Here is a 25417-nt window from a genome sequence, read left to right as displayed (position 1 = left end):
TATATATTGAATCAAGATTCTCAATTGGTGAAGCAGTTTAAAATTCCTTCACAAAAAAATGCAGCATTTACTCAACTGGTTAAACAATATCAGGAAAAATTGTATTGGCATATTAGAAGGATGGTAGTGGAGCACGAAGACGCCAATGATGTACTGCAAAATAGTTTTATTAAAGTGTGGAATGCATTAGACAATTTTAGAGAAGACAGTCAATTGTATACTTGGTTGTATAGAATTGCAACAAATGAGAGTTTGAGTTTTTTAGAACAAAAAAAGCGAAAGCAAACCAGTTCCTTTGATGACGTAGCGGAAGTTTATGGAAATACTGTTAAAGCCGATAGCAATTTCAATGCGAATCAATTGGAGTGGAAATTGCAATTGGCCATTCAGCAACTTCCCGAAAAGCAAAAATTGGTTTTTAACCTTAGGTATTTTGATGAAATGACTTATGAACAAATAAGCAAAATTTTAGATACCAGTGAAGGGGCTCTTAAAGCAAGTTATCATCATGCTGCAAAAAAAGTAGAAGAATTTATTAAATCCCATTAAACCTGGGGATTGTATTGGAGTCTTAAAATGGAAGAAAATGGAAAACAAGGAAATCATACAAGAACTAGAACAAGTAGCGCCTTTGCTGAATACCATCGCAAAAACGCCAGTTCAAACGGTACCAACTGGTTACTTTGATCATTTTCAAGTTCCCATTCAAGTGAAGGAGACCAAGGTTGTACAAATGAACCCAGGGCGTAAATGGTTTACCCTAGCTGCGGCAGCAGTAGTTATTGGTTTTTTAGCAATCGGCGGATTTAATCTGGTTAATCAATCAACAGTTAAAACTGAACCTGGGTTAGTCATTAATATGGAACAGATAGCCAAAATGGACATTGATCAATCTGTACAAGCTTTGTCTAATGATGCCATTAACGAGTATTTAAAAACTGCCAACGCTTTAGCGGGGCCTGAAAATAGTTTGCATCAATATACCGTGGATGCAATTTCTGAAACAACAGTGGCTGAGATTTCAGATGAAGAACTGCAGCTTTATCTGAGTGAATAATTGAATTAACATTTAAAAAACAACAACATGAAACGTTTTCTATTAATCATTTTAATGGGTGTAGCAGCAATTGCTCAAGCTCAAGAACCACCACCACCAAAAATGGGTAGAATGCAAGGTGGAATGCCACCACCACCGCCAGGTGATAGGCCCAATATTGAAGCCATCAAAGTGGCTTATATAACCAAGCAATTAAACCTAAGTGCAGAAGAAGCACAACAGTTTTGGCCAGTTCACAACGCTTACATGGCAGAACTCAAAAAAGCAAGAGATGCCAATAGAGAAGCGGAGTTGGTTTTTGAAGAACAGGCTTTGACTATTCGTAAAAAATACAACAACGATTTCAAGAAAATTTTGAATGGCGATGAAAGAGTAAATAAGGTTTTTAAGTTAGACCGCAATTTCAATGATATGATGCGCCAAGAAATGATGAAGCGTGGTATGAAGCCTAAAGGTCCTGAAGGAAGACCAGATAAGCCTGAGTTAAGAAAACGCTTGATGCAAAGGAATCGTGCAGATTCTACGATTAGGAAAAACTAAGTAAGATTTGAATGATGAAATACTGGGCTGGAGATATCATGGTAAAACAGGTATTTCCAGCCTTTTTCTTGCCCTGTTTCCCACCAAACTCTCCTTAGCTCCATGCACTTCTTTCCATCAAAGTCATATTTAGCAACGAATCTGCTCTTCATTTGCTGTAATTGAGGGGCATCGTCTCCTCCAAAAAAGACAATTTCATTTTCTTCGTGAATAAAGAATACCTGATGAAATTTACTATGCGCCCCAGTTAACTGATATTCTATATAATTGTCAATAAAACCATGGTCTTCCTCTAGCCAAACAACTTTGCTGAACTCTTCTAAAATTTGGATATCAGCTTGAACATAGGAAGCAGATCCTATTCCCATCGCATATTCAAATTCCCTTCTTTGTACATAATAAGTGGCATAAGGGAAAGCAATAAACTGTTCGCCCGTGGTGTAATTTCGAGTGGTAATTCCACCTGCATGGTCTTTATGCAAATGACTCATCAACACTTTAGTTACTTGAGAAGGATTGTAACCCACTTTTTCAAGGTTATAATAAATCTGCGGTATGCCATTAGACATATTGTATCCTAAGCCTGTATCAATTAAAATAATGTCTTGCTGAGTAATAACTAGAAAGGGTTGAATTTCAACCAACAAACTACCAATAGGTCTGGTATTCAATTCTTCAGTAGCAGTGTTAAATGGAACAAATACCTTGGTTTTATCAATAGTAAAACTTCCTTCAGATAATGGAATAATGGTCATAGTAATCAATTAACGCAATACCATTTGACGATCGGCATCTAGTCTTAATAAAATAAAAATCAAAATAGTAAAAGTAAGTAATGAAGAGCCCCCATAACTAACCAAGGGTAATGGGATACCCACTATGGGAAATAATCCAATAGTCATACTCACATTCACCGCTATATGAAAAAATAAAATACTCACTACACTATAGGCGTATACCCTACTAAAAGTACTTCTCTGTCTTTCTGCAATTTGAACAATACGATACAATAGCGCTAAATAAATAGAAAGGAAAATAAAACATCCAATAAATCCAAACGCTTCACCCAAGGATGTGAAAATAAAATCGGTATGTTGTTCTGGAACATATTTTCCTCTTGTTTGGGTTCCTTTTAAGAAACCCTTCCCTGCAAAGCCGCCTGATCCAATGGCAATCTTACTTTGGCGCACATTATAATCATCTGGTTTTCTAGGTGCTTTTTCGTTACCAGATTGTTGCTTTTTAATTGATTTTACATTGTCTGCACAATTATAATCTCTTCCGACCATGCTATAAATTCGCGTACTCTGATAACATTCCAATACATTATTAAATATATACGGAATTACAAAGCGTTGGGTTCCTGCACTAATCATCCAAATAACAATAATAGCAGTAACCAGCCCTTTATTTCTTCTTGCCTGTCTGCGGGCAAAGTAAATGAGCAAGACAGCAATCACACTTAGAATAATCAATAGGGTATTGGGCTCTATAATTAAGGAGGCAATTACCAATACCCCAAATGAAGATCCAAAAATTAAAATTTGTGCAGGTAATCCTTCTCTGTACATGGCAATTAAAAAGGAACTGTACACCAATGCCAAACCTAATTCGTGTTGTAAAATAGACAATATGGCTGGGGCTATTGCAATAGCACCACCAATCAGTTGAAATTTTAACTTGCTAAAATCTGTTTCTTGTCTAGATAAAAATTTGGCCAATGCCAACGCAGTAAAGATTTTACATAATTCCGCAGGTTGTAAATTAAAACCTCCACCCATTGGAATCCAGCTTTTTGAACCATTGATGTTTTTACCAATAAAGAAAGTTGCAATCATTAACAAAAGCCCAAAGGCATACATTAAATTGGCAAAGGCGGTAAAAAGTTTACTGTCTGTAAGTAAAATAAAAGTGGCCACTAACGCACAGAACCCTGCAAAAAATAATTGCTTGCTATAATTGGTTTTTCCTCCAATAAAAGAAGTGAACCAATTTCCTCCTTCTCTATATTCAACCATGAAAATGCATAACACACCTATTGTTACTAAGATTGAATAGAGCCATATTATTGGATAGTCTACCCCTTGTGAAATATTTTTGTTCTTTATCATTGTGCACGCCCTCCAATTCTTTTCTTTTTGTCTTCACTAAGTAATAAGGCTGCTTTGATTTTGTATTTGTCTGTACTATCTTTTTTATTGCCAACAGGTTTGCTTCCTTGTTCTAATATTGCTTCTGTGTTGCTTTTATTATTTTCTTTAATATTCTCTGCTTCTTCTTTTTCTGCAGCTTCTTCTATGGCTAATTTGGCTAATCTTGCTGCTCTTTCTGCGTCTTTGCGTGTATACCAATTTTTAATAGCTTGGGGTACCAAATCCATTTTGGTAATCCTTTCAGCAGTAGCTTTCCCTGCTGTGCTAAGTGTATCGTTTAAAAATTTTTCTATAATCAAACCTGCAATAGGGCCTGCAGCAACAGAACCATATCCGCCGTTTTCTACTACTACTGCCACTGCAATAGTTGGATTATCTTTTGGAGCAAAAGCCACGAATAAGGAGTGGTTTTTGCCGTGTGGGTTTTGTGCAGTTCCAGTTTTAGCACAATATTCAACCCCTGGTATTTTGATATGTGAAGCTGTACCATAAACGGTTACATCATGCATGCCATCATTTACAGCTTGATAATCTTTGTCTGCAATATTGGTTACCACATGTTTTGATCTGTACTTGTTCATTAAGACCGTATCTTCTACTTGTTCGTTCTCTATGCTATCTACAAAATGGGGTGGAAAATAAAAACCTCTATTGGCAATAATGCACATTAAGTTGGCCATTTGCAATGGAGTGGCAGTCATTTTATCTTGACCAATACCTAATGTTAGCACACTACAGCTGTTCCATCTTCTTGCACCTCCAAAAAATTTATTGTACACACTGGTGTCTGGAATATTGGCTTTGTCTTCGCTAGGTAAGTCTACTTCTAATCTTCTACCTAAACCAAAAGCATTCATGTATTCCTTCCATTTTAAATAACCTTGATTGGGATTGCCCCATTTTTTATTGTCGAGTGCTTTTCTAAATACATCTGAAAAGTAAGAGTTACAAGAGTTGGCCAATGCCAATCTTAAATTGGCTGCGTGACCTGCGTTGCCATGTTCGCATCTCACATAAACACCACCACATGCACCATATCCGCCTCCACAACCAATGCCATAATCAGAAGTGATTAAGCCTTGATCTAGCGCAACCAATGCACCCAAGGGTTTAAATGTAGAACCAGGAGGGTATTGCCCTTTTATAGCCCTATTGTACATAGGTTTGGCAGTATCCATGACCATTTTCCCCCAGTTTTTTCTGCGGGCATTTCCCGTTAGTACATTGGGGTTATAAGTAGGACTAGATACCATGGTAATAATGCCACCCGTTTTTGGATTGATGGCCACTGCGCTGCCTATTTTATTTTGTAATAATTGTTCAGCCAGTTGTTGCACTTCTACGTCAATGCTGGTAAATAAATTCCTACCCGCAACTGGAATGGTATCGAATATGCCGTTCTCGTAAGGTCCTTGAATTCGGCTCTTGTTGTCTCTGATATAGCGCTTGATGCCTCTTTGTCCCATCAAAATAGATTCATAGGTTTTTTCTAATCCACTCATTCCAGCATAGTCGCCCATTTCATATCCTAAGTGCCGATATTTTCTTAAGTAACTGGTATCTACTTCTGCAATATATCCAAGTAGTTGCGCAGCAGTATTAAAAGGGTATGTTCTAACTGAACGTTCACTTAAAATATAACCAGGAAACTTATACATATTCTCGGTAAGCTTTGCGTATAATTCAGCACTTAGCAAGGGTTCAAATACGCTGGGGCGAACACGGGTATTTTTAAAAATTAAATCGAGCATTCTCTTCTTGTACTCAGCAGTATCAATCCCTAAAATGGCACAAAGTGCCGCAGTATCTGTCCCTTTTGATTCGGAAGGGGTAACAACTAAGTCAAAACTGATGGTGTTTTCGAGTAAAGCTCTTTTTTTACGGTCAAAAATAATACCCCTATCAGGATAAATGATTTTACGGTATATGGCATTGTTTTCTGCAGCCAGTTTGTATTGGGAAGAGAAAATTTGTAGGTTAATGAGTTGTGCTGTAATAACAATGAATACAACTCCAAAAATGATTTGGATAATCCTACCACGGCTTTGATTAAATACGGACATATATTAGGAGAAGTCAATTGATTTGACCACGTGAAATTAAGCATAAACTAGAACTACTACACTAACTATTCGTTCTATATTTTGCTTTTCTATTGAACAACATTTCGGCCAAAAAAATGAGCAATAAACTGATTCCGGTTGTGCCACTCACTTTGCCCAAGAAATAAGTAAAACTGCCAAACTGTAACCACTCTAACAGCACCAAATAAAAATGGTGGATAAATGTGAGTAAGCCAACGTATAAACTAAATGGAGCCCAACCCATACTCTTGATACTCGGCTCTACATAGCTTTGTTCAGTGGTTTCTTGAGGAATTAATAAACTTAATAAGAAAGGTCTAATATAACCTATCAAGGTACAAGCTGCAGCATGAAGTCCCATGGTTCCGGTGAAAAAGTCCATGGATAATCCAAAAAGAAAAGACAATAATAAAATAGACCAGCGTCCCATTTTAAATGGCAGCCAAAGGATGTACAAGAAATAAATATAGGGCACAATAAACTGGTGCAAAGCAGGTATTTTATTCAACACAAATTCTTGTAGGAGAATAAAAAAAGCAAACCGGAATATATTGGTTAGTAAACTGCTCATTGCTGTTGATTTCGGTTTTCCAGTTCAATTTGTTCGTTGTAACGAGTATTGTAAATTACATCCACCGATTGAATCGTGAAGAAATTGGTAGCAGTTTTAATTTTCAACGTGTAATAATTGGTAGCTGGATCTGCAGTAATAGAAGCAACCCGTCCAATCATTAAATGCGATGGAAAGTTGGCAGAATAAGCACTAGTAAGCACGGTGTCACCTTTAACTACTTTAGCGCTCTTAGAAATATTTCTTAAAATTAGTAATGATGGATCTGCCCCATCCCATTCTATACTACCTGTAGTATTGTCCTTTTTAAGCATAGCAGAAACCTTACTATTCCTGTGTAACAAGCTCATTACTTTGCTAATATTGGCAGATACATCTACCACTACTCCTACAATACCATTAGGGCCAACTACCGCCATGCCTTTTTTGATGCCTTGGTCTGCACCTCTTTCGAGCATTAAGTAATTGTTTTGCAAAGTATAGGAATTGCCAATCACTTTAGCTGGGAGATAAATGAATTTTCTTTTTCTTCCAAGTGTATCTACAAAACTTGAATCGGTAAAACTGATTGCACTGGTATCGGGCGAAATATAATTGGTCCCTAATGCATTTCTTAAACGGGTATTTTCTTCGGCTAATTTTTGATTTGCTTCTTTTAAATTAAAGTACTGTTGTAAGTTGGCATAACGACTATTAAAATATCCAGTCACTTCAAATACAGTACCTCCAAAAAACGTTTCATGTGTTTTGCTTACTTTGGTCAGCATCACAATACATAGAATTTGCAACAGCAAAAAGCTGAGGAAATTAAAGTATTGCCGTATGAACAAGAAAATATTTTTCAAAGCCGATTAGCTGTTCTATCTCATGATAAATGGAAAACGCTGATAGTTCTTTAACGCAAGCCCAGTGCCGCGTACCACACTTTTCAATGGGTCGTCTGCAACATGAACAGGCAATTTGATTTTTGCACTTAATCGCTTGTCTAAACCACGTAGGAGGGCTCCACCACCAGTTAGGTATAATCCCCTTCGGTAAATATCTGCAGCCAATTCTGGAGGAGTAGTTTCTAATGCTTTTAAAATAGCTTCTTCTATTTTGAAAATACTTTTATCTAGTGCTTCGGCAATTTCTTGGTAGCTCACCATGATTTGTTTTGGAATACCCGTAACCAAGTCGCGACCATTTACTGGCATGTCTTCTGGAGGATTATCCAAGTCTTTCATTGCGGCACCTACATTAATTTTAATTTGTTCTGCAGTACGTTCTCCAATTAATAAGCTATGGTATCTTCTTAAAGCTTCCATAATATCTGCAGTAAATTCATCACCTGCAATACGAATACTTTGATCGCATACAATACCTGCTAATGCAATCACTGTAATACCTGTAGTACCACCACCAATATCAATAATCATATTTCCAACAGGTTCTTCTACATCAATTCCAATACCCAAAGCAGCTGCCATAGGTTCATGAATCATGTATACTTCTTTTGCACCTGCTTGTTCTGCACTATCTCTTACCGCACGTTTTTCTACTTCAGTAATTGAAGAGGGAATACATATCACCATTCTCCAACTTGGAGGAAATAAGGGCTTCTTGGGATAAATCATTTTCATTAACTCGCGAATCATTAATTCTGCGGCGTTAAAATCGGCAATTACACCATCTTTCAAAGGTCTGATGGTTCTGATGCTTTCATGTGTTTTTTCGTGCATCATCAATGCCTTCTTGCCTACAGCCAAAACCTCTTTCATATTGTTGCGATTTAATGCAACAATGGAAGGTTCGTTTACAACTACATCGTCATTGTGAATAATCAGGGTATTGGCAGTACCCAGATCCATGGCTATTTCCTGAGTGAAAAAATTAAATAATCCCATTGTATGGTTAAGTTCTTGTGTATGTTAAAGCAATAGTTACAAAGGTGCTTGAAATTAGTGGAATTAACAAGGGAATTCAAACCCAATATCCTTTCTAAAATACATGCCCTCGAAGGAAATTTGCTGCAGGGTCGTTTTAGAACGTTCAACGGCTTCTGCAATATTTGCCCCATATGAAGTTACTGCCAAAACCCTGCCACCATTTGTTAAAACCTGATCACCCGAAAAAATAGTACCTGCATGAAATACCAGGGTGTCTTTCGGAACCTCATTAGCAGCAGGTAGTTCAATGGTTTTACCCTTCGCATAATCACCCGGATAACCACCACTCACTGCCATAATGGTTGCAGCACTGCGTGGATCAAAACTGATATTGGCATCTTCTAAGGTTCCGTTGTCCATCGCAGCAAATAATGCTACTAAATCGGTTTGTAAACGGGGTAAAACTACTTCGGTCTCCGGATCGCCCAAGCGGCAGTTGTACTCAATCACATAAGGCTCTCCGCCCATATTCATCAATCCAAAAAAGATGAATCCATGGTATTCCAGCCCTTCTTTAGCCAGTCCTTCTACTGTTGGGCGAATAATTTTTTCTTCTGTTTTTTGCATGAAAGCCGCATCCATAAAGGGAACTGGGCTAACACAACCCATACCGCCCGTATTCAAACCCGTATCGCCTTCGCCAATACGCTTATAGTCTTTGGCATGGCCAATAATATGGTAAGCTTCTCCATTGGTTAGGGCAAAAACGCTTACTTCAATACCTTGTAAAAAGGATTCAATCACCACTTTTTCGCTGGCAGCCCCAAATTGTTTACCAAGAATCATTTCATCAAAACAAGCCAATGCTTCTTCAGTGGTTGCTGCAATCACGACCCCTTTGCCCGCAGCCAATCCATCGGCTTTCAATACAATGGGCAATGCATGTTGTTGAATATATTTTCTACCATCCTCAATAGAATCAGCTGTAAACTCTGCATAAGCAGCCGTAGGAATACCATGTCTTTGCATGAATTTCTTACTAAATGCTTTGCTGCCCTCTAATTGTGCTGCCGCTTTAGAAGGACCCACTACAATGATATGGTTTAAAGAAGGGTCAGCTTGAAAGAAATCATAAATTCCTTTAACCAAAGGTTCTTCGGGACCCACAACCAGCATATTAATCTGGTAATTCATACAAGCATCTTTAATGGCATCAAAATCGGTCACTGAAATGGACAAATTGGTTCCAAAAGCAGCTGTACCAGCATTTCCAGGAGCGATAAAGAGTTGATCACAATGATGACTTTGGGTCATTTTCCAAGCTAATGCGTGTTCACGGCCGCCGCTGCCTAATAGTAGAATATTCATGAAAGCTAAATTGGTTGCGAAAATAACCCATCAATTTCACTTTTATCACTATTTTGAGCCATTAACGAAAATGATTGCTATGACGGAAAGAACGAAATCAATTGCGCATCCAAAAGGACTGTATGTATTGTTTGCAACCGAAATGTGGGAGCGCTTTAACTATTATGGTATGAGAGCCATCTTGGTCTTGTTTATGACCAAGGCATTAATGTTCGACAAAGTATTTGCATCCAATTTATATGGAAGTTATACGGGTTTGATTTATTTAACACCATTGGTGGGTGGATATGTAGCGGATAGGTATTGGGGTAATAAACGTTCCATTTTAGCAGGTGGAATCTTGATGGCAATAGGAGAATTCATTTTGTTTTTTTGCGGCATGTTATATGAGTCTAACCCAGATGCCTCTTCTTGGTTGTTCTTTTCCGGCTTGGGTTTCATGATTGCAGGAAATGGATTTTTCAAGCCCAATATTTCTTCATTAGTAGGTCAATTATATAGAAAGGGAGATACCAGAACCGATTCGGCTTATACCATTTTTTACATGGGAATTAATGTAGGTGGTGCTTTGGGGCCATTTGTATGCGGATTGGTTGGCGATACAGGTAATCCAGCCGATTTTAAATGGGCATTTTTAGCCGGGGGGATTGGAATGCTCTTGGGAGTAGCCACCCTAAAATTATTGCACAACAAATATGTGTTAGACCCAGAAGGAAAAACATTGGGACTTACACCCGATAATGCACCCAAAAAATTCTTGAAACCACTCTTTATGGTGGGATCATTGTTGGCGTTTTCTATTTTGACGATTGGATTAATTTATGCCGACGTTAAAATATTTAGCTATTTATTTTATTTGTTGATTGCGAGTATTTTATTGATTGCTTTTATTGTGTTCTCCGATAAAAGTTTAAGTAGTTTAGAGAAGAAAAAAGTAGCGGTTATTTTTACTGTTTCTTTCTTTGTGATTTTCTTTTGGAGTGCATTTGAACAAGCAGGTGCATCACTCACTTTTTTTGCAGAAGAGCAAACCAATAGAGACCTAGGGTTCTATGTGGTACCAGCCAGTTTCTTTCAATCATTAAACTCTACATTCGTAGTAATACTCGCACCCATCTTTGCTTTTTTGTGGTTAAAAATGGGCAAGCGCGAACCATCTTCTCCTACTAAAATGGCCATGGGTTTATTCTTATTGGCATTGGGTTATTTATGGATAGCATTTGGCGTAAAAGACGTGCAGCCCGGCGTTAAAGTAAGTATGATCTGGTTAACCGGAATGTACTTTATGCATACCAGTGGAGAATTGTGTTTATCGCCCATTGGATTATCGTTGGTGAATAAATTAGCACCAGTAAAATTTGCCTCCTTATTAATGGCAGTATGGTTTACTGCCAATGCATTTGCGAATAAATTAGCAGGGGTGTTAAGTGCCTTGTATCCTGATGGAAAAACAACTTATGTAATGGGCTTTGCCATTACCAATTTGAATGAGTATTTCATGATGTTTGTGGTGATGGCAGGAACAGCATCAATCATCTTATTTGTATTAGCGAGCAAGTTGAAGAAAATGATGGATTAATTTTTTAAATAACTTTTTATGTCTCAACCAACTAAGCAATTCAAACCCTTTGTGGCCCCCGAATCTACCATGGCTGAACTAACCGTTAAGTCTATATTAGTAGGTAGTTTATTTGGAGTCATATTTGGAGCAGCCACGGTATACCTTGCATTAAAAGCAGGCTTAACGGTTTCTGCATCCATACCCATCGCGGTGATTGCTATTACCTTGGGACGTAAGTTTTTAAAGACCACTATTCTGGAGAATAATATCATACAAACCACGGGATCTGCAGGCGAAAGCATTGCAGCGGGAGTAGCTTTTACTTTGCCAGGATTTTTATTTTTATCTTCTCCTGACAGCGCAGAATATTTTAACTATTTAACCATTTTAATTTTAGCGATTGTAGGTGGATTACTCGGCACTTTATTAATGGTGCCATTAAGAAAAGCCTTGATAGTTAATGAACACGATAACCTTCCTTATCCAGAAGGCACGGCATGCGGAGACGTATTAAAAGCAGGAGAGAAAGGAGGCGATTTTGCCAAGACTGCATTTTGGGGATTAGGAGTTGCGTTTGTTTATGCACTCTTGCAAAAAGTATTGCACGTCATTGCAGAAACACCTTATTATGCCACCCAACAAATCAATAAATTTTTTCCATCGGCAAAAGTGAGTGGAGAAATTACCCCAGAATATTTGGGCGTTGGATATATTATTGGGCCTAAAATTGGTGGCGTATTGGTTGCAGGAGGAGTGTTAAGTTGGTTGGTATTTATTCCTTTGTTTTCTTCCTTGGTACCACCCGATATGATTGCAGCACAATTAGTGAAACTAGGCTACTTGGCCGATGTAGCAGTGGCTGGAGGCAAAGGCGGTTGGGATCCCGTAGCACATAGTTTTAAAGATTTTTCTTCTGCAGTGTATTATGCTTATATCAGACAAATAGGAGCAGGAACAGTTGCAGCAGGCGGTATCATCACATTAATTAAAACAGTTCCAACCATTGTTAAATCGGTGAAAGGATCTGTAGCTTCTTTAAAAGCAGAGAGCGGAGAAAATGCAGGCACTGTGTTAAGAACCGAAAAAGACCTGAGTTTAAAAGTAGTAGGCTTGGGTACATTGGGTTTGATTTTATTAATTACATTATTGCCTCAAGTGCCCGGTGATAGTGTGTTACAGAAATTATTAATTGGAATTTTAGTCATCATATTTGGGGCATTATTTGTAACCGTTTCTTCCAGAATAGTAGGCTTAATTGGCTCATCTAACAACCCCATCAGTGGCATGACCATCGCCACTGTAATGGGAACCAGTTTGATTTTTTTAAGCATGGGATGGACGGGTCAAAGTTATGAGCCATTGGTGTTGGTAGTAGGCGGAATGATCTGTATAGCCGCAGCCAATGCGGGTGCCACATCACAGGATTTAAAAAGCGGATATATTGTAGGTGCAACACCACGCAATCAACAGATTGCTTTATTTGTGGGTGCCATTGTATCTTCTTTGGTAATTGGCTTAACCGTGAAGTTTTTAGATAAACCTAGTTCAGAAATGTTGAGCCAAGGAATTAATCATGCCATAGGTACAGAAAAATATCCAGCACCACAAGCCACATTAATGGCAACGCTTATTAAAGGAATCCTTTCACAAAACTTAGATTGGCAATATGTTTTTGCGGGTGTTTTCTTGGCTATCACGATGGAGCTTTGCGGCATTAAGTCATTGAGTTTTGCGGTGGGAGCATACCTGCCTTTAGCCACTACTTTGCCTATCTTTTTAGGAGGTGCTATTAGAGGAATTGTAGAAAGCAAACAGAAAAAAGCAAATCAACAATTGAGTGCCGAAGAAGAGGAGTTGGGCAAGGGCAATTTATTTGCAACAGGATTAGTAGCTGGCGGTGCTGTAGCAGGGGTAATCATTGCATTTGTATCAGGCTCGGAATCGGGTGAGAAATTCCTGGCTGCGGTAAGCCAAGAAGAAGGCTTGGTTCACATGCTATCCGAAAATGGCTATTTCTTATTGGGTACTTTGTTTTTTGCATTGATGGCTGGTATCCTTTATAAAGTAGCAACCAAAAAATAACTTTTCACTGGTTAAACCTTTGGTTCGTTTAGCTATCTTACTGCAAATTCAGTACATGAAACTTGCAAAAGGCATTTTATTTTGCTTAGCGATTACGGCAACCTTTGGATTCAGCTCATTGGTGGATGATCCAATTCCCTTTAAAAAGTTTGGCTATACTCCTCAACAAGCTGCAGCCAGATTATTGGATCGATTTAGCTTTGGTGCCAAGCCAGGTCAGGTAGAAGCAGTGGTGAGTATGGGTTTGGAAAATTGGTTGGAACAACAATTTGCAGCCAAACAACCCAATATCGCACTAGAAAAAAGACTGTCTAATTTTAAATCATTATTGCTCTCTAACGATACCATTGTAAACACCTATTTAAACGCTGGTCAAGTTATTCGTTTGGCAACTCGAAAAGGCATCATCAATAGAGATTCTATTAAAGGTGATCCCAAAGAATACAGAGAGCAGGTTCGGGTAATCATGGAACAAGAAGGGTATAAACCCATACTTGAATTACACCGCGAATTGGTGAATCAAAAAGTATTGAGTGCAGCTTACAGCAATAATCAATTACAAGAAGTACTCACCGATTTTTGGTTCAATCATTTTAATGTTTCAGTAACCAAGAATCAATGCCAGCAATACGTGTACACTTATGAGCGAGATGCCATTCGCCCCAATGTGATGGGAAAATTCAAAGACTTGTTATTGGCTACTGCACAGCATCCGGCTATGTTAGAATATTTAGATAATGCAAGTAGTGTTAGCATAAAAAATCAGCCAAGGGCAAATATGGCAGCGCCAAGAAATGCAAGAGGCTTGAATGAAAACTACGCACGTGAAGTAATGGAATTGCATACACTAGGCGTTGACGGTGGATATACGCAGGCAGATGTTACTACAGTTGCTAAAGCATTAACAGGATGGACCGTAATGCCATTGGCAAAAGATGCACCAGCAAGAAATCTATTAGAAAGATTAAATCCAACTCAGTTAGAAAGAAGAGGATTTGTATTAAAGGGTGATTTTTTATTCAGAGCAGATCAGCACGACAACGAACCCAAAACCATTTTAAATAAAAATTTTCCTGCCAACGGTGGATACCAAGAAGGGATTGATGTATTGACCATGTTGGCAGAACATCCATCTACAGCAAAATTTATTTGCACCAAATTGGCTACCAGATTTGTGAGTGACACACCTTCTGCATCATTGATTAAAAACATGGTGAAAACATTTCAATCAACTGATGGAGATATCAAAGCGGTTTTGCGCACCATGGTGTATGATCCCACATTTTGGAAAAAATCGGTTTCGCATGAAAAAGTAAAGTCGCCTTTTGAAATGGTGATCAGCGCTGTTAGGGCAACCAATGCACAAGTGATACAACCTTTTCAATTGTTTAATTGGTGTACCAAAATGGGGCAACGTTTTTATTATTACCAAGCACCAACAGGTTTTCCTGATAGAGCTTCGAATTGGATTAATACAGGCGCACTGTTAAATCGAATGAATTTTGGTTTGGCATTTGCTTCACAAAAAATTCCTGGAGTCAGAATGGATTTAGCTGCATTAAATAATTACCATGAACCAGAAAGTGCGATTGATGCGTTGACGGTGTACAGCAATATTTTATTACCGCAGAGAGATCATGCTGCTAATATTAAACGATTGATTCCCTTAGTGAATGACGATGCTGTAGAAGAAAAAATTAGTAAGGCAGCAACAGTAGATAAAACTGCTGAACAAATGACTTTAGATAAGGGAACGAAGAATATGTTGTCGCAAGTGGTAGGAATCATTATTGGCTCACCCGAATTTCAAAGAAAATAATATGAGTAGTAGAAGAGCGTTTATGCGATCAGGTGCAATGGCACTTTTTGCAACCGGCATTGCAGGAGGGATACCTGCATTTATCACTAGAGCAGCTGCTGCAGGAATGCCTCCAGCTCCCTACAAAAAAAATAAAGTATTGGTATGCATCTTCCAAAGAGGAGCCATGGATGGACTGATGGCGGTTACACCATTCACGGATATGGAATTGAAGAAGGCAAGACCCACTTTGTTTATGGATCCCACGAATGGTGCGGGTAAATTATTTGATTTGGATGGGCAGTTTGGATTGCATCCCAGCTTCGCTTCCTTGCAACCATTTTTTGCAGATAAAAGATTAGCCATTGCACATGGAGTAGGCAGTCCGAATACAACCCGCAGTCATTTTGATGCACAAGACTATATGGAATCGGGTACACCCTTTAGTAAGAGCACATCCAGTGGTTGGTTAAATAGGGCCGTAGGTTTAATGGGACATGATGCCAGTCCATTTAGAGCAGTAAGCATTACTGGTGCATTGCCAAGAAGTTTATATGGAAGCCAAGAAGCATTGGCCATTAGTAATCTTGCAGACTTTGCCCTTCAAACCAAGGGAAACCCAATTGCCGCCAATTTAACTGCGGGCTCTTTTGAAGAATTGTATGAACAAACCAGCAATCGTTTATTGAACAGAGCTGGCAAAGAAAGTTTTGAAGCATTAAAAATGCTGAATGTAAATGATATCAAAAATTATCAACCCGTAGCGGGCGTAGTATACCCCAACAGTCCACTCGGTAATTCATTAAAACAAATTGCCGTACTCATCAAAATGAACATAGGATTGGAAGTAGCATTTGCAGAGAGTGGGGGATGGGACACTCATTTTAATCAAGGCACCCTCAACGGAGTATTTGCTCGCAACGTGCGAGACTTTAGTGATAGCATTGCCGCATTTTGGAATGATATGAGCGGTTACCAAGATGGTGTAACCGTAATGACCATGACCGAGTTTGGAAGAACCGTTGCACAAAACGGAACAGGTGGCACCGATCATGGAAGAGCCAGTTGCTCTTTTATTTTAGGCAATGATGTGCAAGGCGGAAAAGTCTATCAACAAATAGGTTCACTCGCCAAAGATCAATTAGAAGACCAACGCGACTTACCTGTTACCACTGATTTTAGATCGGTATTTAGTGGAGTGGCCAATAAACATTTAAACATCAATAATAACGGCATATTATTTCCTAAGTGGGAGGGGAAGGCGTTGGAGATTATTCGATAAATCACTTCACCACACTCAACCGATACTCCTGAATCAGTGCAGGATTCTCTGGTGTTAGCGTGAAGAAGATTTTCAGTTTTCCTTTTTCGCCATTGATGATGAAGGAGCCGCGGAGTTGATTCTCTGGAATTAGTTCTTCAATTGTCGTAACCTTTCCAATTGTTTGAAAAGCAGCATTGGCTTGCTTTACCAAAGAATCAGTAAAGTAGTCATCAAAAAAGTTTTCAGCAAAAATGCCCGATTTTTTCGCAGAATTAAAATTGGGTAACAATTTTACCAATTCATTTTTACGTTGATTCAATATAGTAGAGACCGGTAATTGTATGGGCTTTAAACCTGCTAGCTTTATTACACTATCCAATACTTTTAAATTAATAGATGTAGTGGGTGCATAGGTTACATTCGCCAACAACACTACGCCGATGCCATATTCAGGCATGATGCGCCAATTGCTTCCGAAGTCTGGTAATTCTCCACTATGTCCAACAAATACTTTGTTATTACAGTCTCTAAAAATATTGAGTCCATATCCATAGGCGGAAACTGCAGGGCATGCATGTTGATTTAATTCTTAGATACTTGCTATTTATTCATTAAAACAATTTAACATAGTTAAACTGTTGCGTTAAAAACTTGATGCTGAGAAGTGATATAACTTTTGTGAACTTGACAGATTTCTTTAAATCACAATTGATTCTAGATCAGTGTTTTATGCTTTTTCAAAAAGGTATTATTATTAAATTAAATGTTTACTTTCTCCCTAAAAGAATTGGGTAGGTAGTGGAAATAATAAAACTACAATTAACTGAAAATTTCAACTTCCCATTAAGATTTTCTAGAATATTTGAACAATTAAGCCACTTAAGGTTAATAATTTAAAAAAGAGAGTTAATATTGTATTATATAATGAATCATATTCACACTATTAAACTAAAAGCACTTTTCTTGCTGGTCGTATTTGCATCAAATACGGCAGTTGGTTTTGCATGTGCTTTAGGAATGGATATGGATTTTAATACTTCTCACCATATAGAAATCGCAGAGGTTGTTGATGTACATGTACATGCTGATGGTCAAAAACATGTACATGAAAAAGAAAACTCAATAACGATTAAAGGTGTTCATGAAGACGCTATCAATCAGGATTATGACACTGACCGCGTAAAAACAATTCTTGCCAACTATAGCAAATCGTACACCAAAAGCCCAGGCGGATGCTGTAGTGATGAAGTACAAAAATTTCAGGATTTAGATAAGAATGTTACTGTCTATTCCGGTATAGCTGCGCCAGTATTTGTGGCAATTCTGAGTACTTTTTTAGGTATTGATTTGTTAAATGGGATTAAGGATTTCCCCCCTAAACTCAAGGCACGTTTTTACTACCCACCTCCTATTGATATACTAGTAGCGATTCAGCGTTTCCAAATTTGATTATTGTAAAACAGGTGAAGCTTTGTCTTCATCCAACTTCATTTTGCCCTTTGCAATTTGAGGCTATTTGTTTTACCGTAATCATTTTTTATGTTCAGATATATTATCATAGTTTTTCTTACTTTATTTATTAGTTTTCAGGCAGCATCACAGCGGTTGCTTACAGAAAACGAAGCTGTTGCCAAAGCATTTGCTAATAATAAAAATATTCAGGCAGTTTCGCTACAATTAAAACAGCAACAGCAATTACTTAAATCTGCTATCAATCTCCCTAATCCGGAATTCTTCTGGGAAAGCCCTACCGGTAATTTTTACACCGGAAGTATTACGCAGTCATTTGAGTTTCCAACTGTTTATAGTAATCAAAACCGCTTGCAAAAACAGCAAATTGGGGTGGCGCAAAAAGAAAAGCAGTTAACGGAAGCAGAGTTAAAATACAGGGTTAGAATATTATATCTTGAAGTACAATATGCTGATTCGCTTACCAAACAATTATACGTTCAGGATACGTTGTATGAAAAGATAAAGCTGTCTGCCATCCGCCAGTTTAACGCAGGGCAGATAGATTATCTGCAACAAACTTTCGCTGAAACACAGTATGGAGAAATTCACAATCAATATCAGCAATCGCTTACAAGAGCTGCATCTTTAAAGGCGCAGTTGCAATGGTTCACAGGCATCAAAGATTCCATTTCGGTAGAAGCACTGACTGTTTACCTTTCCCAATCAAAGTTTTCTTTTGCACCGGATTCTACAGCGATAATTTCAAACCCTGCTGTTCAATTGTTACAGCAACAGGAGAATGTTGCCAAACAAAATATTGCATTGCAAAAAAGTAAAGCCCTTCCGGGCTTAGCCTTTGGTTATTTTAACCAGGGTGAAAGGGATACAAAATGGTTTAATCGTTTTAGAGCAGGCATAACTATTCCATTATGGTTTGGACAGTATAAAGGCAATATCAATGCTGCCAAAACAGAGCAACAGGTTATTCAAAATAAACAACAGGGTTTACAGCAGGAACTATCAGCACAGGTAATAAATGCCAACAGCGAAATGCAGACCAACTGGCAGTCTGTGCAGTATTATCAGCAAAGCGGTTTAAGAAAGGCACAGGAAGTTATCACTACTTCACAACGTTTTTTTGTAAGTGGTGAGATTGACTACATCAGCTTATTAAGAAACAGCAATGATGCATACACCGTTTACCAAAAATACCTGGAAGCTGTAAGAAATTTTAATTTAAGTGTTATCAATCACAAATATTTAATGGGTCAGTTATGAAACGATTAATTATTCAATTTTTATTAGGGGTACTACCAGTAATTACATTTGCACATGGCGGAGAAGACCATGGAGATACTAAAAAAGCGACTGTATCACCTGCCAGTTATTTTGCTTCAGAAGCTGGTTCTGAAATTTATGAAGTGCTTCTAAAATACAGCCCGATTATACCGGGCAAAGAGTCATCACTTCGGTTGTACTTAAGTGAGTATAATAATAACAAACCCATTGACAGTGCAAAACTGGAGATAACAGTAGCTGGTAATCCCAATATAAAAATTGCTGTTGTAAGAATTGATAAGGGAGTATTTGAACTGAAGGCCACCTTCCCGGAGAATAAAGCATATAATCTTGTTGTCAATATAAATAGTTATGCAGGAATTGATTTAATACAGTTAAATAATATTGAAGCAGGAAAAGAATTGACCGTAGCAACAACGGAAAGCAGTTCTCATCCTCATTGGTACAGCAGCAATTGGTTTTTTGGAGTAATGGGCCTGCTGATTGGTTTACTCATAATGTTGGTTGTAAACAAAAGCCGCAGCAGGAAAATGATTTCAGGTGCTATCATTCTTTTCTGCCTTTTACCAACCGCTACCTATAATCCTGTGTCTGCGCATGGTGGCGAGGACCATGGTGACGGTGCAGCTTCAAAAAGCGGTGGCTCTTCTACCACATTCTTAGTAGAAAAAGAAGCACAGTTTCTTTTCAGTATCCAAACACAAAAAATTGGAACAGGAGATTTTACTGAATCATCTGTTTTGTTAGGAACAGTTACTGCTGCTCCGCAGGGAAGAGCAGTAATACAATCGCCACAGGCTGGTAAAATTGCTTCGCTGAGGGTAACACCCGGTCAAAGAGTTGGTAAGGGACAAGTGGTTGCAGTTATAGAACAACAGGTAGATGCCGGAACACAAATCAGCATCATCTCACAAAGCAATACCGTGAATGCAGAATTTGAAGCCGCAAAAGCGCAGTATGAAAGATTAAAAGCAATTGAAGATATCGCTGCTAAAAAAGATATAACCGAAGCAAAGGCCCGGTACGAAAGTGCCAAAAAAAACAAAGCATTGTTTGATGCGAATACAGGGAAAAACACAGGCAGTACCAAAGCGATTACCCTTACATCTCCTGTAAGTGGTGTTGTTGGCACATTTAATTATGCAATTGGTGCCGTAGTAGGTGGTGGTGAAACGCTGTTTGAAATAACCAATCTTGACCAGGTTTTTGTAGAGGCCCAGGTGTTTACTGCCGATGTATCAAAATTGAAAACTGCTACTATGTTTACGGCCACTTCTGCTACTGACACATCACTATTTAAATTAAAAATGGTCAGCACTGCACAATCTGTCAACACAGGTAATCAATCTCAAAAAGTGGTATTTGAACTTATTAATCCCAAAGGCCAGTTTAAAATTGGCGAAAACATAAATGTGCGGATGACCGGAAATAATATAGTAAGACAGGTGGTAATACCCAATGAAGCCATTACAGAAGTGAACGGTAAACCTGCGATTTTTATAAAAGATAAAGCAGAGCAATACAGCATCAGCTTTATTGTAAAAGGAGAAAGCAACGACAAATTTACCGTTATCATTAAAGGAACAGAAGATGGAGAACGGGTGGTGACAGCTAATGTGTACCAGATGAAAATGATGTATTTTAACCAATAATTTAAAATAAACAACATGCGAAAACTACTAATGATGCTTCTGCTGCTTATGCCTGCTATAGCGGTGCTTTCCCAAACGGGGGATAAAGAAGCTGTAAAAAATGTGCTGGACAATTACAAAAAAGCAATTGAAAAACTGGACACGACCGGCGTAGTAAATCTATTTGTAAAAGATTCAAAAGTATTTGAACAGGCAAAAGATGAAGGTACAATCGGTCATTACCTTGAACATCACTTAGGGCCTGAGTTAAAAGATTTCAAGTCTTTTAAATTTAGTGATTATAAAGTAGATGTAACCGTAATAGGTGAATATGCTTTCTCAACAGAAACTTACATCTATACAATCATTCTTGCAAAAGATGCTAAAGAAATTAAAAGCCAGGGTGTAGCCACTTCTGTATTAAAGAAAACTAAAGAAGGCTGGAAGATAGTTCAAACACATTCATCATTCAGAAAAGCAAAATAATTACTTAAAATAAAAACAAGACAATGAAACAAATCAAAACAATTATGCTGTTGCTGATTGCAACAATTGCTTTTACAGCAGCAAAAGCACAGGACACAAAAACAGACACATTTAAAGTATGGGGCAATTGCGGAATGTGTAAAAAAACAATTGAAAAAGCAGCTAAAACTGAAGGAGTCGAAAAAGCAGAATGGAACAGGGAAACTAAAGTGTTTACCCTTGTTTATAACCCGGCAGTAGTCAGCAATGAAAAGGTACAAAAAAGTATTGCTGCTGCTGGTTATGATACTGAAAAATTTACCGGGGACGATAAAGCGTATGAAAAATTACCCGGTTGCTGCCAGTATGAAAGAAAGAAAAAAGATAGCCAGCCCCAGCAAAATTAATATTCATCTGAATGCAAATAATTATTCCTAATCACATTAATTAACAAATCAATAAAAATGGAAAAAGTGTTTAAAATTTCAATGGCAGTTATAACAGCCTGTATCGTAACCTTATTTGCTGCTTGCAACAATAGTGGCGGCGACTCAAAAAAAGAATCAGCAGATACAAGCCAAGTTACCGCAGCACATAGTGAAGAGCATGTGTACGCATGCCCCATGCATCCTGAAGTAACAGGCAAAGAGGGCGATACCTGCCCCAAGTGTGGAATGAAACTGGAACATAATGATAATGCAGGCGCTGCCAGCAATGTATCTATGCAGTTTAGCACAAATCCTGCCACTGTAAGTCCTAACCAAGAAGTTACTCTGTCTCTTACGCCTAAAATAAAAGATAAACCGAATGAGCAGGTTCCCCTGGATGTGGAGCATACTAAAAAAATTCACCTGATTGTGGTAAACGATGACCTTAGCTGGTTTGACCATATTCATCCGGAATTGAATGCTGATGGTTCTTATACTGTCAAAGAAAAATTTCCGGCACCTGGTAAATACACCCTGTTTGCAGATTACAAACCAAGCGGTGCCAATCATACAGTTGACAATTTGAATGTAACAGTTGCCGGTACTGCTCCTGCCGCAAAAACCTACGGCGCAGATAAATTAACCGGTGCAACTGGTGATGGTTTCTCTGTTTCACTTACCCCGGAAGGCGGCAAGTTCTTTACAAACATGGCAATGCATATCAATGGTGTTGTAATGCTGAATGGTAAAGAAGTGGATGTAACTACACTGGAAGATTATCTTGGGGCAAAAGCACACATGGTAGTAGTAAGCCTTGCTGATAAAAAATATTTACATGTACACCCAAGTGTGGAAGGCGGCAAATTTGATTTACATACCACATTTGATAAACCAGGTGTATATCGTGGCTGGATACAATTTCAGAGCAAAGGAAAAGTTTATACCAGCGACTTTGTAATGAATGTTGCAGAAGGTAAGGCCGGCGACATGAAAGACATGAAGAAAGATGAGCATGAGAACCACTAATTATTATTTAACTATAAAAATTACAATTATGAAAAAAATGTATTTCACAATGCTGCTGGCAGCGCTGGCAACATTCAGCAGTTATGCCCAGGACCATAAACATGGCTCCCCACATGGTGGAACGGTAAAATCATCCGGAACCGAATTCCATATTGAAGCAGGCGTAAAGGACGGGATGCTGATGGTTTATTTATTAGATGCCAAGGAAAAGTCAATGAAGAATGATGGTGTTAAAGCAACTGCTCTGATACAAACAGCCGATGGCCAGACTTCAACTGTTACCCTTATACCCAGCGGCAAGGAAGGTTTTATGTACACACTTGAGAAATCAAAAAAGTACAATAAAGCCATTGTAACATTAGTAATCGGGAGTAAAACAGCATCTGCCACATTTGACCTGGCCGCCAAACCGGCCGAAGATGGGCATAAGCACCAACATTAATTTAAAAGGAAAATCATTAATGAAAAGCCGCAGTCAGTAACGACAAAGGAAATAATTGTACCTGCAGGAGGCGCTTGGTAGTTTCCTTTTCGTTACTGACTTAATTCATCACCGTTGTCAACTCGTATTGCGAAAAGGTAATGATATTAATAAGTACACAGTGATAAAAAAATATTACACCAAAATAAAACAGGCAATCATACCCGATATTTTTATCAGTTCGGGAACGGCAATTCTGCTGGTGATTGTTTCATTTCTTTTTGGCTTAACAATCTGGTTGCTGAACCGTATTCCAACCTTACAACATATTTGGGAAACTTTCACTTTTGATAAAAAAATTCCAGCTTCTTTTTGTGAAAATATTCATATGAGCAACCCTGTCCGTCAGCCAGTAAATACTTTCAGCAATATTATTTATTTAATCACTGCAATAGTTATCTTAAAAAACTTGCGGGAAGAAAAGTATAAAAGCAATCCCCGCTACCTAAATACAGTTTATGGTTTTCTTTTTGGCGTTATACTGCTATATGTTTTTGGCGCAAGCACATTTTATCATGCTTCACTCATAAATGTTGCTCATAAATTGGATTACTCAGCGGTATTTGCCTTTTCACTTTTCCCGGTAATGTTTTTTGTGCATCGCTGGTGGCTTAGCCGAAACAGCAAAATTCCCGCTGTAATAAAAAACAAATCAACCGCTATATTCCTTTCGTCTTTTCTTGTACTTAATCTTTTATTCTCCTTTGTGTTGCCAAAAGGAAAAGAGAGCATTGCTGTACTTATAATCATCCTTCTGTTTTTAGGATTGGCTTTGGCAACCATGAAAACAGAACCTGATAACCCTGGCAGGCATTATCTTATTTTAAGTGTCATTTCCATTTTAATGGCTTTGCTGTGGTTTGAATTTGACAAGAACAAAATTTTTTGCAGGCCCGGCAGTTATTTTCAGCCGCATAGTTTATGGAATTTATTTGTCGGGCTTTCGGCCTTCTATTTTTACTTATTTATCCAAAATCAAAATGAGTCAGGTGCACGGGTTATTAAAATGAATGAAGAATAAGTACAATAAATTGAAAATCATAATTGACGTATAAACTATTTCATACTTTATTAAATAATTTAACATGGACGTAAGCACAGAATTTATATTACTGCCACGTTTGCTGATTGCAACAGTGTTGGGCGGTGTTGTCGGTTATGAACGGGAAATTCATGGAAGGGCGGCAGGCATCAGAACTTACGCTGCTGTCTCTTTGGGTGCTGCTATGTTTACCATTATCAATGCACATGTCCCTAACTTATCAGACCATACAAGAATTGTTTCAAATATTGTAACAGGTATTGGCTTTTTAGGTGCAGGAATTATTTTTAGGGATGCAGGTAATGGATTAATAACAGGGCTTACAACTGCTGCAACCCTGTGGGCTACTGCAGCCGTTGGCGTCGCCGCTGGTTTTGGCATGTATGTTATCAGCCTTTTTAGTACAATAACCCTTTTTCTATTGTTGTATCTAAATAATGCCCCTTTTATAAAACGGCTGAAAAGTAAGGGTAAAATATTCAAATAGGTTGGCGTAATAATGAGTAAGAAGCAGAGAGGCAAGTGACAAATGAAATTCAATAACGAAACTATATTTAAACAGTGAAAAAAAGAATTATGAAAAATAAAATAATCATCCCGGTAATGCTGCTTTTATTTACGGCAGCCGGATGCAGCACCGCTTATAATTTAACCTATGCCGACTATGATAAAAGTATTGATTTTGTAAAGTATAAGACATTTTCATGGATTCCGCACCAGGACAATGACAACACACCCTATCATAACCAGATAATATTTAATAATACCATCAATTATTTTTCGCATGAACTTGCGGCCAGGGGCATGACTATTGATAATGACAATCCCGATGTTTTGATGGAACTAAAAGTTACGGAAAGCAAAAAAAGCAGGACGGAAACCGTTCGTACAACCACCCCGGTATATAACTATAATAATTCTTTTCAGTACAGGGCTATATCGCCCCGCAATCCATATTACAATGTAAACCCACGGGCCTATTATTACAACAGGCCATTAAATTATAATTACAATAATTACACTTACGGCTACACTACTAAAACAGTGGAATATACAAAGGGAAGTATTACATTAAATATTATAGACAGGAAACAAAATAAATTTATTTATACCGCCACCGTAGAAGCTGATTTATACGACCCAACAACTTTACAAAATAACCTGCATCCCGCTGTGCATACGCTGATAGAAAATTACCCGGTAAAACCACCTGAGAAAAGAAGAAAGTAAAAAATAAATAAAATAAT

The 25417-nt window shown here is 38.1% G+C and carries 25 protein-coding genes; 17 read left to right on the top strand and 8 right to left on the bottom strand.

All coding sequences use genetic code 11. From position 1 onward, the window contains the following. Positions 1–6 precede the first annotated feature (6 nt). From Q8S25_RS06250 to Q8S25_RS06240, 3 genes are read left to right on the top strand one after another with little or no spacing between them, the layout of a single operon-like run. Complete coding sequence (locus Q8S25_RS06250) at positions 7–549, top strand: RNA polymerase sigma factor (protein ID WP_305535878.1); 543 nt, start codon at positions 7–9, stop codon at positions 547–549. 37 nt (positions 550–586) lie between these two features. Continuing rightward, entirely contained in the window at positions 587–1057 is a 471-nt protein-coding gene (locus Q8S25_RS06245; RefSeq protein ID WP_305535876.1) for a hypothetical protein, read from the top strand. 27 nt (positions 1058–1084) lie between these two features. Continuing rightward, complete coding sequence (locus Q8S25_RS06240) at positions 1085–1597, top strand: hypothetical protein (RefSeq protein WP_305535874.1); 513 nt, start codon at positions 1085–1087, stop codon at positions 1595–1597. On the opposite strand, the gene Q8S25_RS06235 is transcribed toward Q8S25_RS06240, so the two are convergent. From Q8S25_RS06235 to purD, 7 genes are all read right to left on the bottom strand, one after another. Beyond that, positions 1594–2352, bottom strand: coding sequence for an MBL fold metallo-hydrolase (locus Q8S25_RS06235; protein ID WP_305535872.1), 759 nt, complete (start codon positions 2350–2352; stop codon positions 1594–1596). The two genes, Q8S25_RS06240 and Q8S25_RS06235, sit on opposite strands and share 4 nt — an antisense overlap. Positions 2353–2361: 9 nt before the next feature. Next, positions 2362–3708 carry a rod shape-determining protein RodA gene (gene rodA / locus Q8S25_RS06230; RefSeq protein WP_305535870.1) on the bottom strand — a complete coding sequence of 449 codons (1347 nt, stop codon included), beginning with the start codon at positions 3706–3708 and terminating at the stop codon, positions 2362–2364. Then, a complete protein-coding gene (mrdA, locus tag Q8S25_RS06225) occupies positions 3705–5813 on the bottom strand; it encodes a penicillin-binding protein 2 (RefSeq protein WP_305535868.1) in 2109 nt (702 codons plus the stop codon). Before mrdA ends, rodA begins: the two co-directional genes overlap by 4 nt. Before the next feature lie 61 nt (positions 5814–5874). Beyond that, positions 5875–6405 carry a rod shape-determining protein MreD gene (locus Q8S25_RS06220; protein WP_305535866.1) on the bottom strand — a complete coding sequence of 177 codons (531 nt, stop codon included), beginning with the start codon at positions 6403–6405 and terminating at the stop codon, positions 5875–5877. Beyond that, positions 6402–7235, bottom strand: a complete 834-nt coding sequence (gene mreC, locus Q8S25_RS06215) for a rod shape-determining protein MreC (RefSeq protein WP_305535864.1) — start codon at positions 7233–7235, stop codon at positions 6402–6404. Before mreC ends, Q8S25_RS06220 begins: the two co-directional genes overlap by 4 nt. Positions 7236–7265: 30 nt before the next feature. After that, a complete protein-coding gene (locus Q8S25_RS06210) occupies positions 7266–8291 on the bottom strand; it encodes a rod shape-determining protein (protein WP_295187827.1) in 1026 nt (341 codons plus the stop codon). 63 nt (positions 8292–8354) lie between these two features. Next, positions 8355–9641, bottom strand: a complete 1287-nt coding sequence (gene purD, locus Q8S25_RS06205) for a phosphoribosylamine--glycine ligase (protein ID WP_305535862.1) — start codon at positions 9639–9641, stop codon at positions 8355–8357. 79 nt (positions 9642–9720) lie between these two features. Here purD and Q8S25_RS06200 point away from each other — a divergent pair, with 79 nt between their 5' ends. The 4 genes from Q8S25_RS06200 to Q8S25_RS06185 are packed head-to-tail and all read left to right on the top strand — an operon-like array spanning position 9721 to position 16364. Further along, positions 9721–11220, top strand: coding sequence for a peptide MFS transporter (locus Q8S25_RS06200; RefSeq protein ID WP_295232251.1), 1500 nt, complete (start codon positions 9721–9723; stop codon positions 11218–11220). Between the two features lie 18 nt (positions 11221–11238). Next, on the top strand, positions 11239–13284 hold the full coding sequence (locus tag Q8S25_RS06195) for an OPT family oligopeptide transporter (RefSeq protein ID WP_305535860.1): 2046 nt from the start codon (positions 11239–11241) through the stop codon (positions 13282–13284). A 55-nt stretch (positions 13285–13339) separates the two neighbouring features. Further along, positions 13340–15103 carry a DUF1800 domain-containing protein gene (locus Q8S25_RS06190; RefSeq protein WP_305535858.1) on the top strand — a complete coding sequence of 588 codons (1764 nt, stop codon included), beginning with the start codon at positions 13340–13342 and terminating at the stop codon, positions 15101–15103. Position 15104: 1 nt separating this feature from the next. After that, positions 15105–16364, top strand: coding sequence for a DUF1501 domain-containing protein (locus tag Q8S25_RS06185; protein WP_305535856.1), 1260 nt, complete (start codon positions 15105–15107; stop codon positions 16362–16364). Position 16365: 1 nt separating this feature from the next. Here the strand turns inward: Q8S25_RS06185 and Q8S25_RS06180 are convergent, their stop codons facing one another. Beyond that, positions 16366–16803, bottom strand: coding sequence for a hypothetical protein (locus tag Q8S25_RS06180; protein WP_371131584.1), 438 nt, complete (start codon positions 16801–16803; stop codon positions 16366–16368). Positions 16804–17270: 467 nt separating this feature from the next. Between Q8S25_RS06180 and Q8S25_RS06175 the strand changes: the two genes are divergently transcribed. The 10 genes from Q8S25_RS06175 to Q8S25_RS06130 all read left to right on the top strand — a co-directional run bounded on the left by Q8S25_RS06175 (position 17271) and on the right by Q8S25_RS06130 (position 25400). Beyond that, complete coding sequence (locus Q8S25_RS06175; RefSeq protein WP_305535854.1) at positions 17271–17795, top strand: hypothetical protein; 525 nt, start codon at positions 17271–17273, stop codon at positions 17793–17795. A gap of 90 nt (positions 17796–17885) precedes the next feature. Further along, a complete protein-coding gene (locus tag Q8S25_RS06170; protein ID WP_305535852.1) occupies positions 17886–19076 on the top strand; it encodes a TolC family protein in 1191 nt (396 codons plus the stop codon). Then, a complete protein-coding gene (locus tag Q8S25_RS06165) occupies positions 19073–20749 on the top strand; it encodes an efflux RND transporter periplasmic adaptor subunit (RefSeq protein WP_295234897.1) in 1677 nt (558 codons plus the stop codon). Before Q8S25_RS06170 ends, Q8S25_RS06165 begins: the two co-directional genes overlap by 4 nt. Positions 20750–20764: 15 nt before the next feature. Further along, entirely contained in the window at positions 20765–21214 is a 450-nt protein-coding gene (locus Q8S25_RS06160; protein WP_295234900.1) for a nuclear transport factor 2 family protein, read from the top strand. Between the two features lie 23 nt (positions 21215–21237). Next, positions 21238–21600 (top strand): heavy-metal-associated domain-containing protein, encoded by a 363-nt coding sequence (locus Q8S25_RS06155; protein WP_295234902.1) that lies wholly within the window; start codon positions 21238–21240, stop codon positions 21598–21600. A gap of 57 nt (positions 21601–21657) precedes the next feature. Next, on the top strand, positions 21658–22647 hold the full coding sequence (locus Q8S25_RS06150; RefSeq protein WP_305535849.1) for a heavy metal-binding domain-containing protein: 990 nt from the start codon (positions 21658–21660) through the stop codon (positions 22645–22647). Between the two features lie 28 nt (positions 22648–22675). Further along, positions 22676–23089: a hypothetical protein gene (locus tag Q8S25_RS06145; RefSeq protein ID WP_295234908.1), complete on the top strand. Its 414-nt coding sequence runs from the start codon at positions 22676–22678 to the stop codon at positions 23087–23089. 160 nt (positions 23090–23249) lie between these two features. Beyond that, positions 23250–24149 carry a ceramidase domain-containing protein gene (locus tag Q8S25_RS06140; protein WP_295234911.1) on the top strand — a complete coding sequence of 300 codons (900 nt, stop codon included), beginning with the start codon at positions 23250–23252 and terminating at the stop codon, positions 24147–24149. 64 nt (positions 24150–24213) lie between these two features. Beyond that, entirely contained in the window at positions 24214–24657 is a 444-nt protein-coding gene (locus Q8S25_RS06135) for an MgtC/SapB family protein (RefSeq protein ID WP_295234914.1), read from the top strand. Positions 24658–24746: 89 nt separating this feature from the next. After that, positions 24747–25400, top strand: coding sequence for a DUF4136 domain-containing protein (locus Q8S25_RS06130; protein WP_295234917.1), 654 nt, complete (start codon positions 24747–24749; stop codon positions 25398–25400). Positions 25401–25417 lie beyond the last annotated feature (17 nt).

The sequence above is a fragment of the Sediminibacterium sp. genome (assembly GCF_030695065.1).
Classification (GTDB): domain Bacteria; phylum Bacteroidota; class Bacteroidia; order Chitinophagales; family Chitinophagaceae; genus Sediminibacterium.
The sequence above is the reverse complement of the archived record's forward strand: the minus strand, read 5'-3'. Positions and strand labels throughout refer to the sequence as shown.

Excerpts from the sequence above, each read along its gene's own strand:
- Q8S25_RS06245 (WP_305535876.1), top strand. The coding sequence starts at position 587 with ATGGAAAACAAGGAAATCATACAAGAACTAGAACAAGTAGCGCCTTTG.
- Q8S25_RS06240 (WP_305535874.1), top strand. The coding sequence starts at position 1,085 with ATGAAACGTTTTCTATTAATCATTTTAATGGGTGTAGCAGCAATTGCT.
- Q8S25_RS06235 (WP_305535872.1), bottom strand. The coding sequence starts at position 2,352 with ATGACCATTATTCCATTATCTGAAGGAAGTTTTACTATTGATAAAACC.
- rodA (WP_305535870.1), bottom strand. The coding sequence starts at position 3,708 with ATGATAAAGAACAAAAATATTTCACAAGGGGTAGACTATCCAATAATA.
- mrdA (WP_305535868.1), bottom strand. The coding sequence starts at position 5,813 with ATGTCCGTATTTAATCAAAGCCGTGGTAGGATTATCCAAATCATTTTT.
- Q8S25_RS06220 (WP_305535866.1), bottom strand. The coding sequence starts at position 6,405 with ATGAGCAGTTTACTAACCAATATATTCCGGTTTGCTTTTTTTATTCTC.
- Q8S25_RS06210 (WP_295187827.1), bottom strand. The coding sequence starts at position 8,291 with ATGGGATTATTTAATTTTTTCACTCAGGAAATAGCCATGGATCTGGGT.
- purD (WP_305535862.1), bottom strand. The coding sequence starts at position 9,641 with ATGAATATTCTACTATTAGGCAGCGGCGGCCGTGAACACGCATTAGCT.
- Q8S25_RS06200 (WP_295232251.1), top strand. The coding sequence starts at position 9,721 with ATGACGGAAAGAACGAAATCAATTGCGCATCCAAAAGGACTGTATGTA.
- Q8S25_RS06195 (WP_305535860.1), top strand. The coding sequence starts at position 11,239 with ATGTCTCAACCAACTAAGCAATTCAAACCCTTTGTGGCCCCCGAATCT.
- Q8S25_RS06190 (WP_305535858.1), top strand. The coding sequence starts at position 13,340 with ATGAAACTTGCAAAAGGCATTTTATTTTGCTTAGCGATTACGGCAACC.
- Q8S25_RS06185 (WP_305535856.1), top strand. The coding sequence starts at position 15,105 with ATGAGTAGTAGAAGAGCGTTTATGCGATCAGGTGCAATGGCACTTTTT.
- Q8S25_RS06180 (WP_371131584.1), bottom strand. The coding sequence starts at position 16,803 with ATGCCTGAATATGGCATCGGCGTAGTGTTGTTGGCGAATGTAACCTAT.
- Q8S25_RS06175 (WP_305535854.1), top strand. The coding sequence starts at position 17,271 with ATGAATCATATTCACACTATTAAACTAAAAGCACTTTTCTTGCTGGTC.
- Q8S25_RS06170 (WP_305535852.1), top strand. The coding sequence starts at position 17,886 with ATGTTCAGATATATTATCATAGTTTTTCTTACTTTATTTATTAGTTTT.
- Q8S25_RS06165 (WP_295234897.1), top strand. The coding sequence starts at position 19,073 with ATGAAACGATTAATTATTCAATTTTTATTAGGGGTACTACCAGTAATT.
- Q8S25_RS06160 (WP_295234900.1), top strand. The coding sequence starts at position 20,765 with ATGCGAAAACTACTAATGATGCTTCTGCTGCTTATGCCTGCTATAGCG.
- Q8S25_RS06155 (WP_295234902.1), top strand. The coding sequence starts at position 21,238 with ATGAAACAAATCAAAACAATTATGCTGTTGCTGATTGCAACAATTGCT.
- Q8S25_RS06150 (WP_305535849.1), top strand. The coding sequence starts at position 21,658 with ATGGAAAAAGTGTTTAAAATTTCAATGGCAGTTATAACAGCCTGTATC.
- Q8S25_RS06145 (WP_295234908.1), top strand. The coding sequence starts at position 22,676 with ATGAAAAAAATGTATTTCACAATGCTGCTGGCAGCGCTGGCAACATTC.
- Q8S25_RS06135 (WP_295234914.1), top strand. The coding sequence starts at position 24,214 with ATGGACGTAAGCACAGAATTTATATTACTGCCACGTTTGCTGATTGCA.
- Q8S25_RS06130 (WP_295234917.1), top strand. The coding sequence starts at position 24,747 with ATGAAAAATAAAATAATCATCCCGGTAATGCTGCTTTTATTTACGGCA.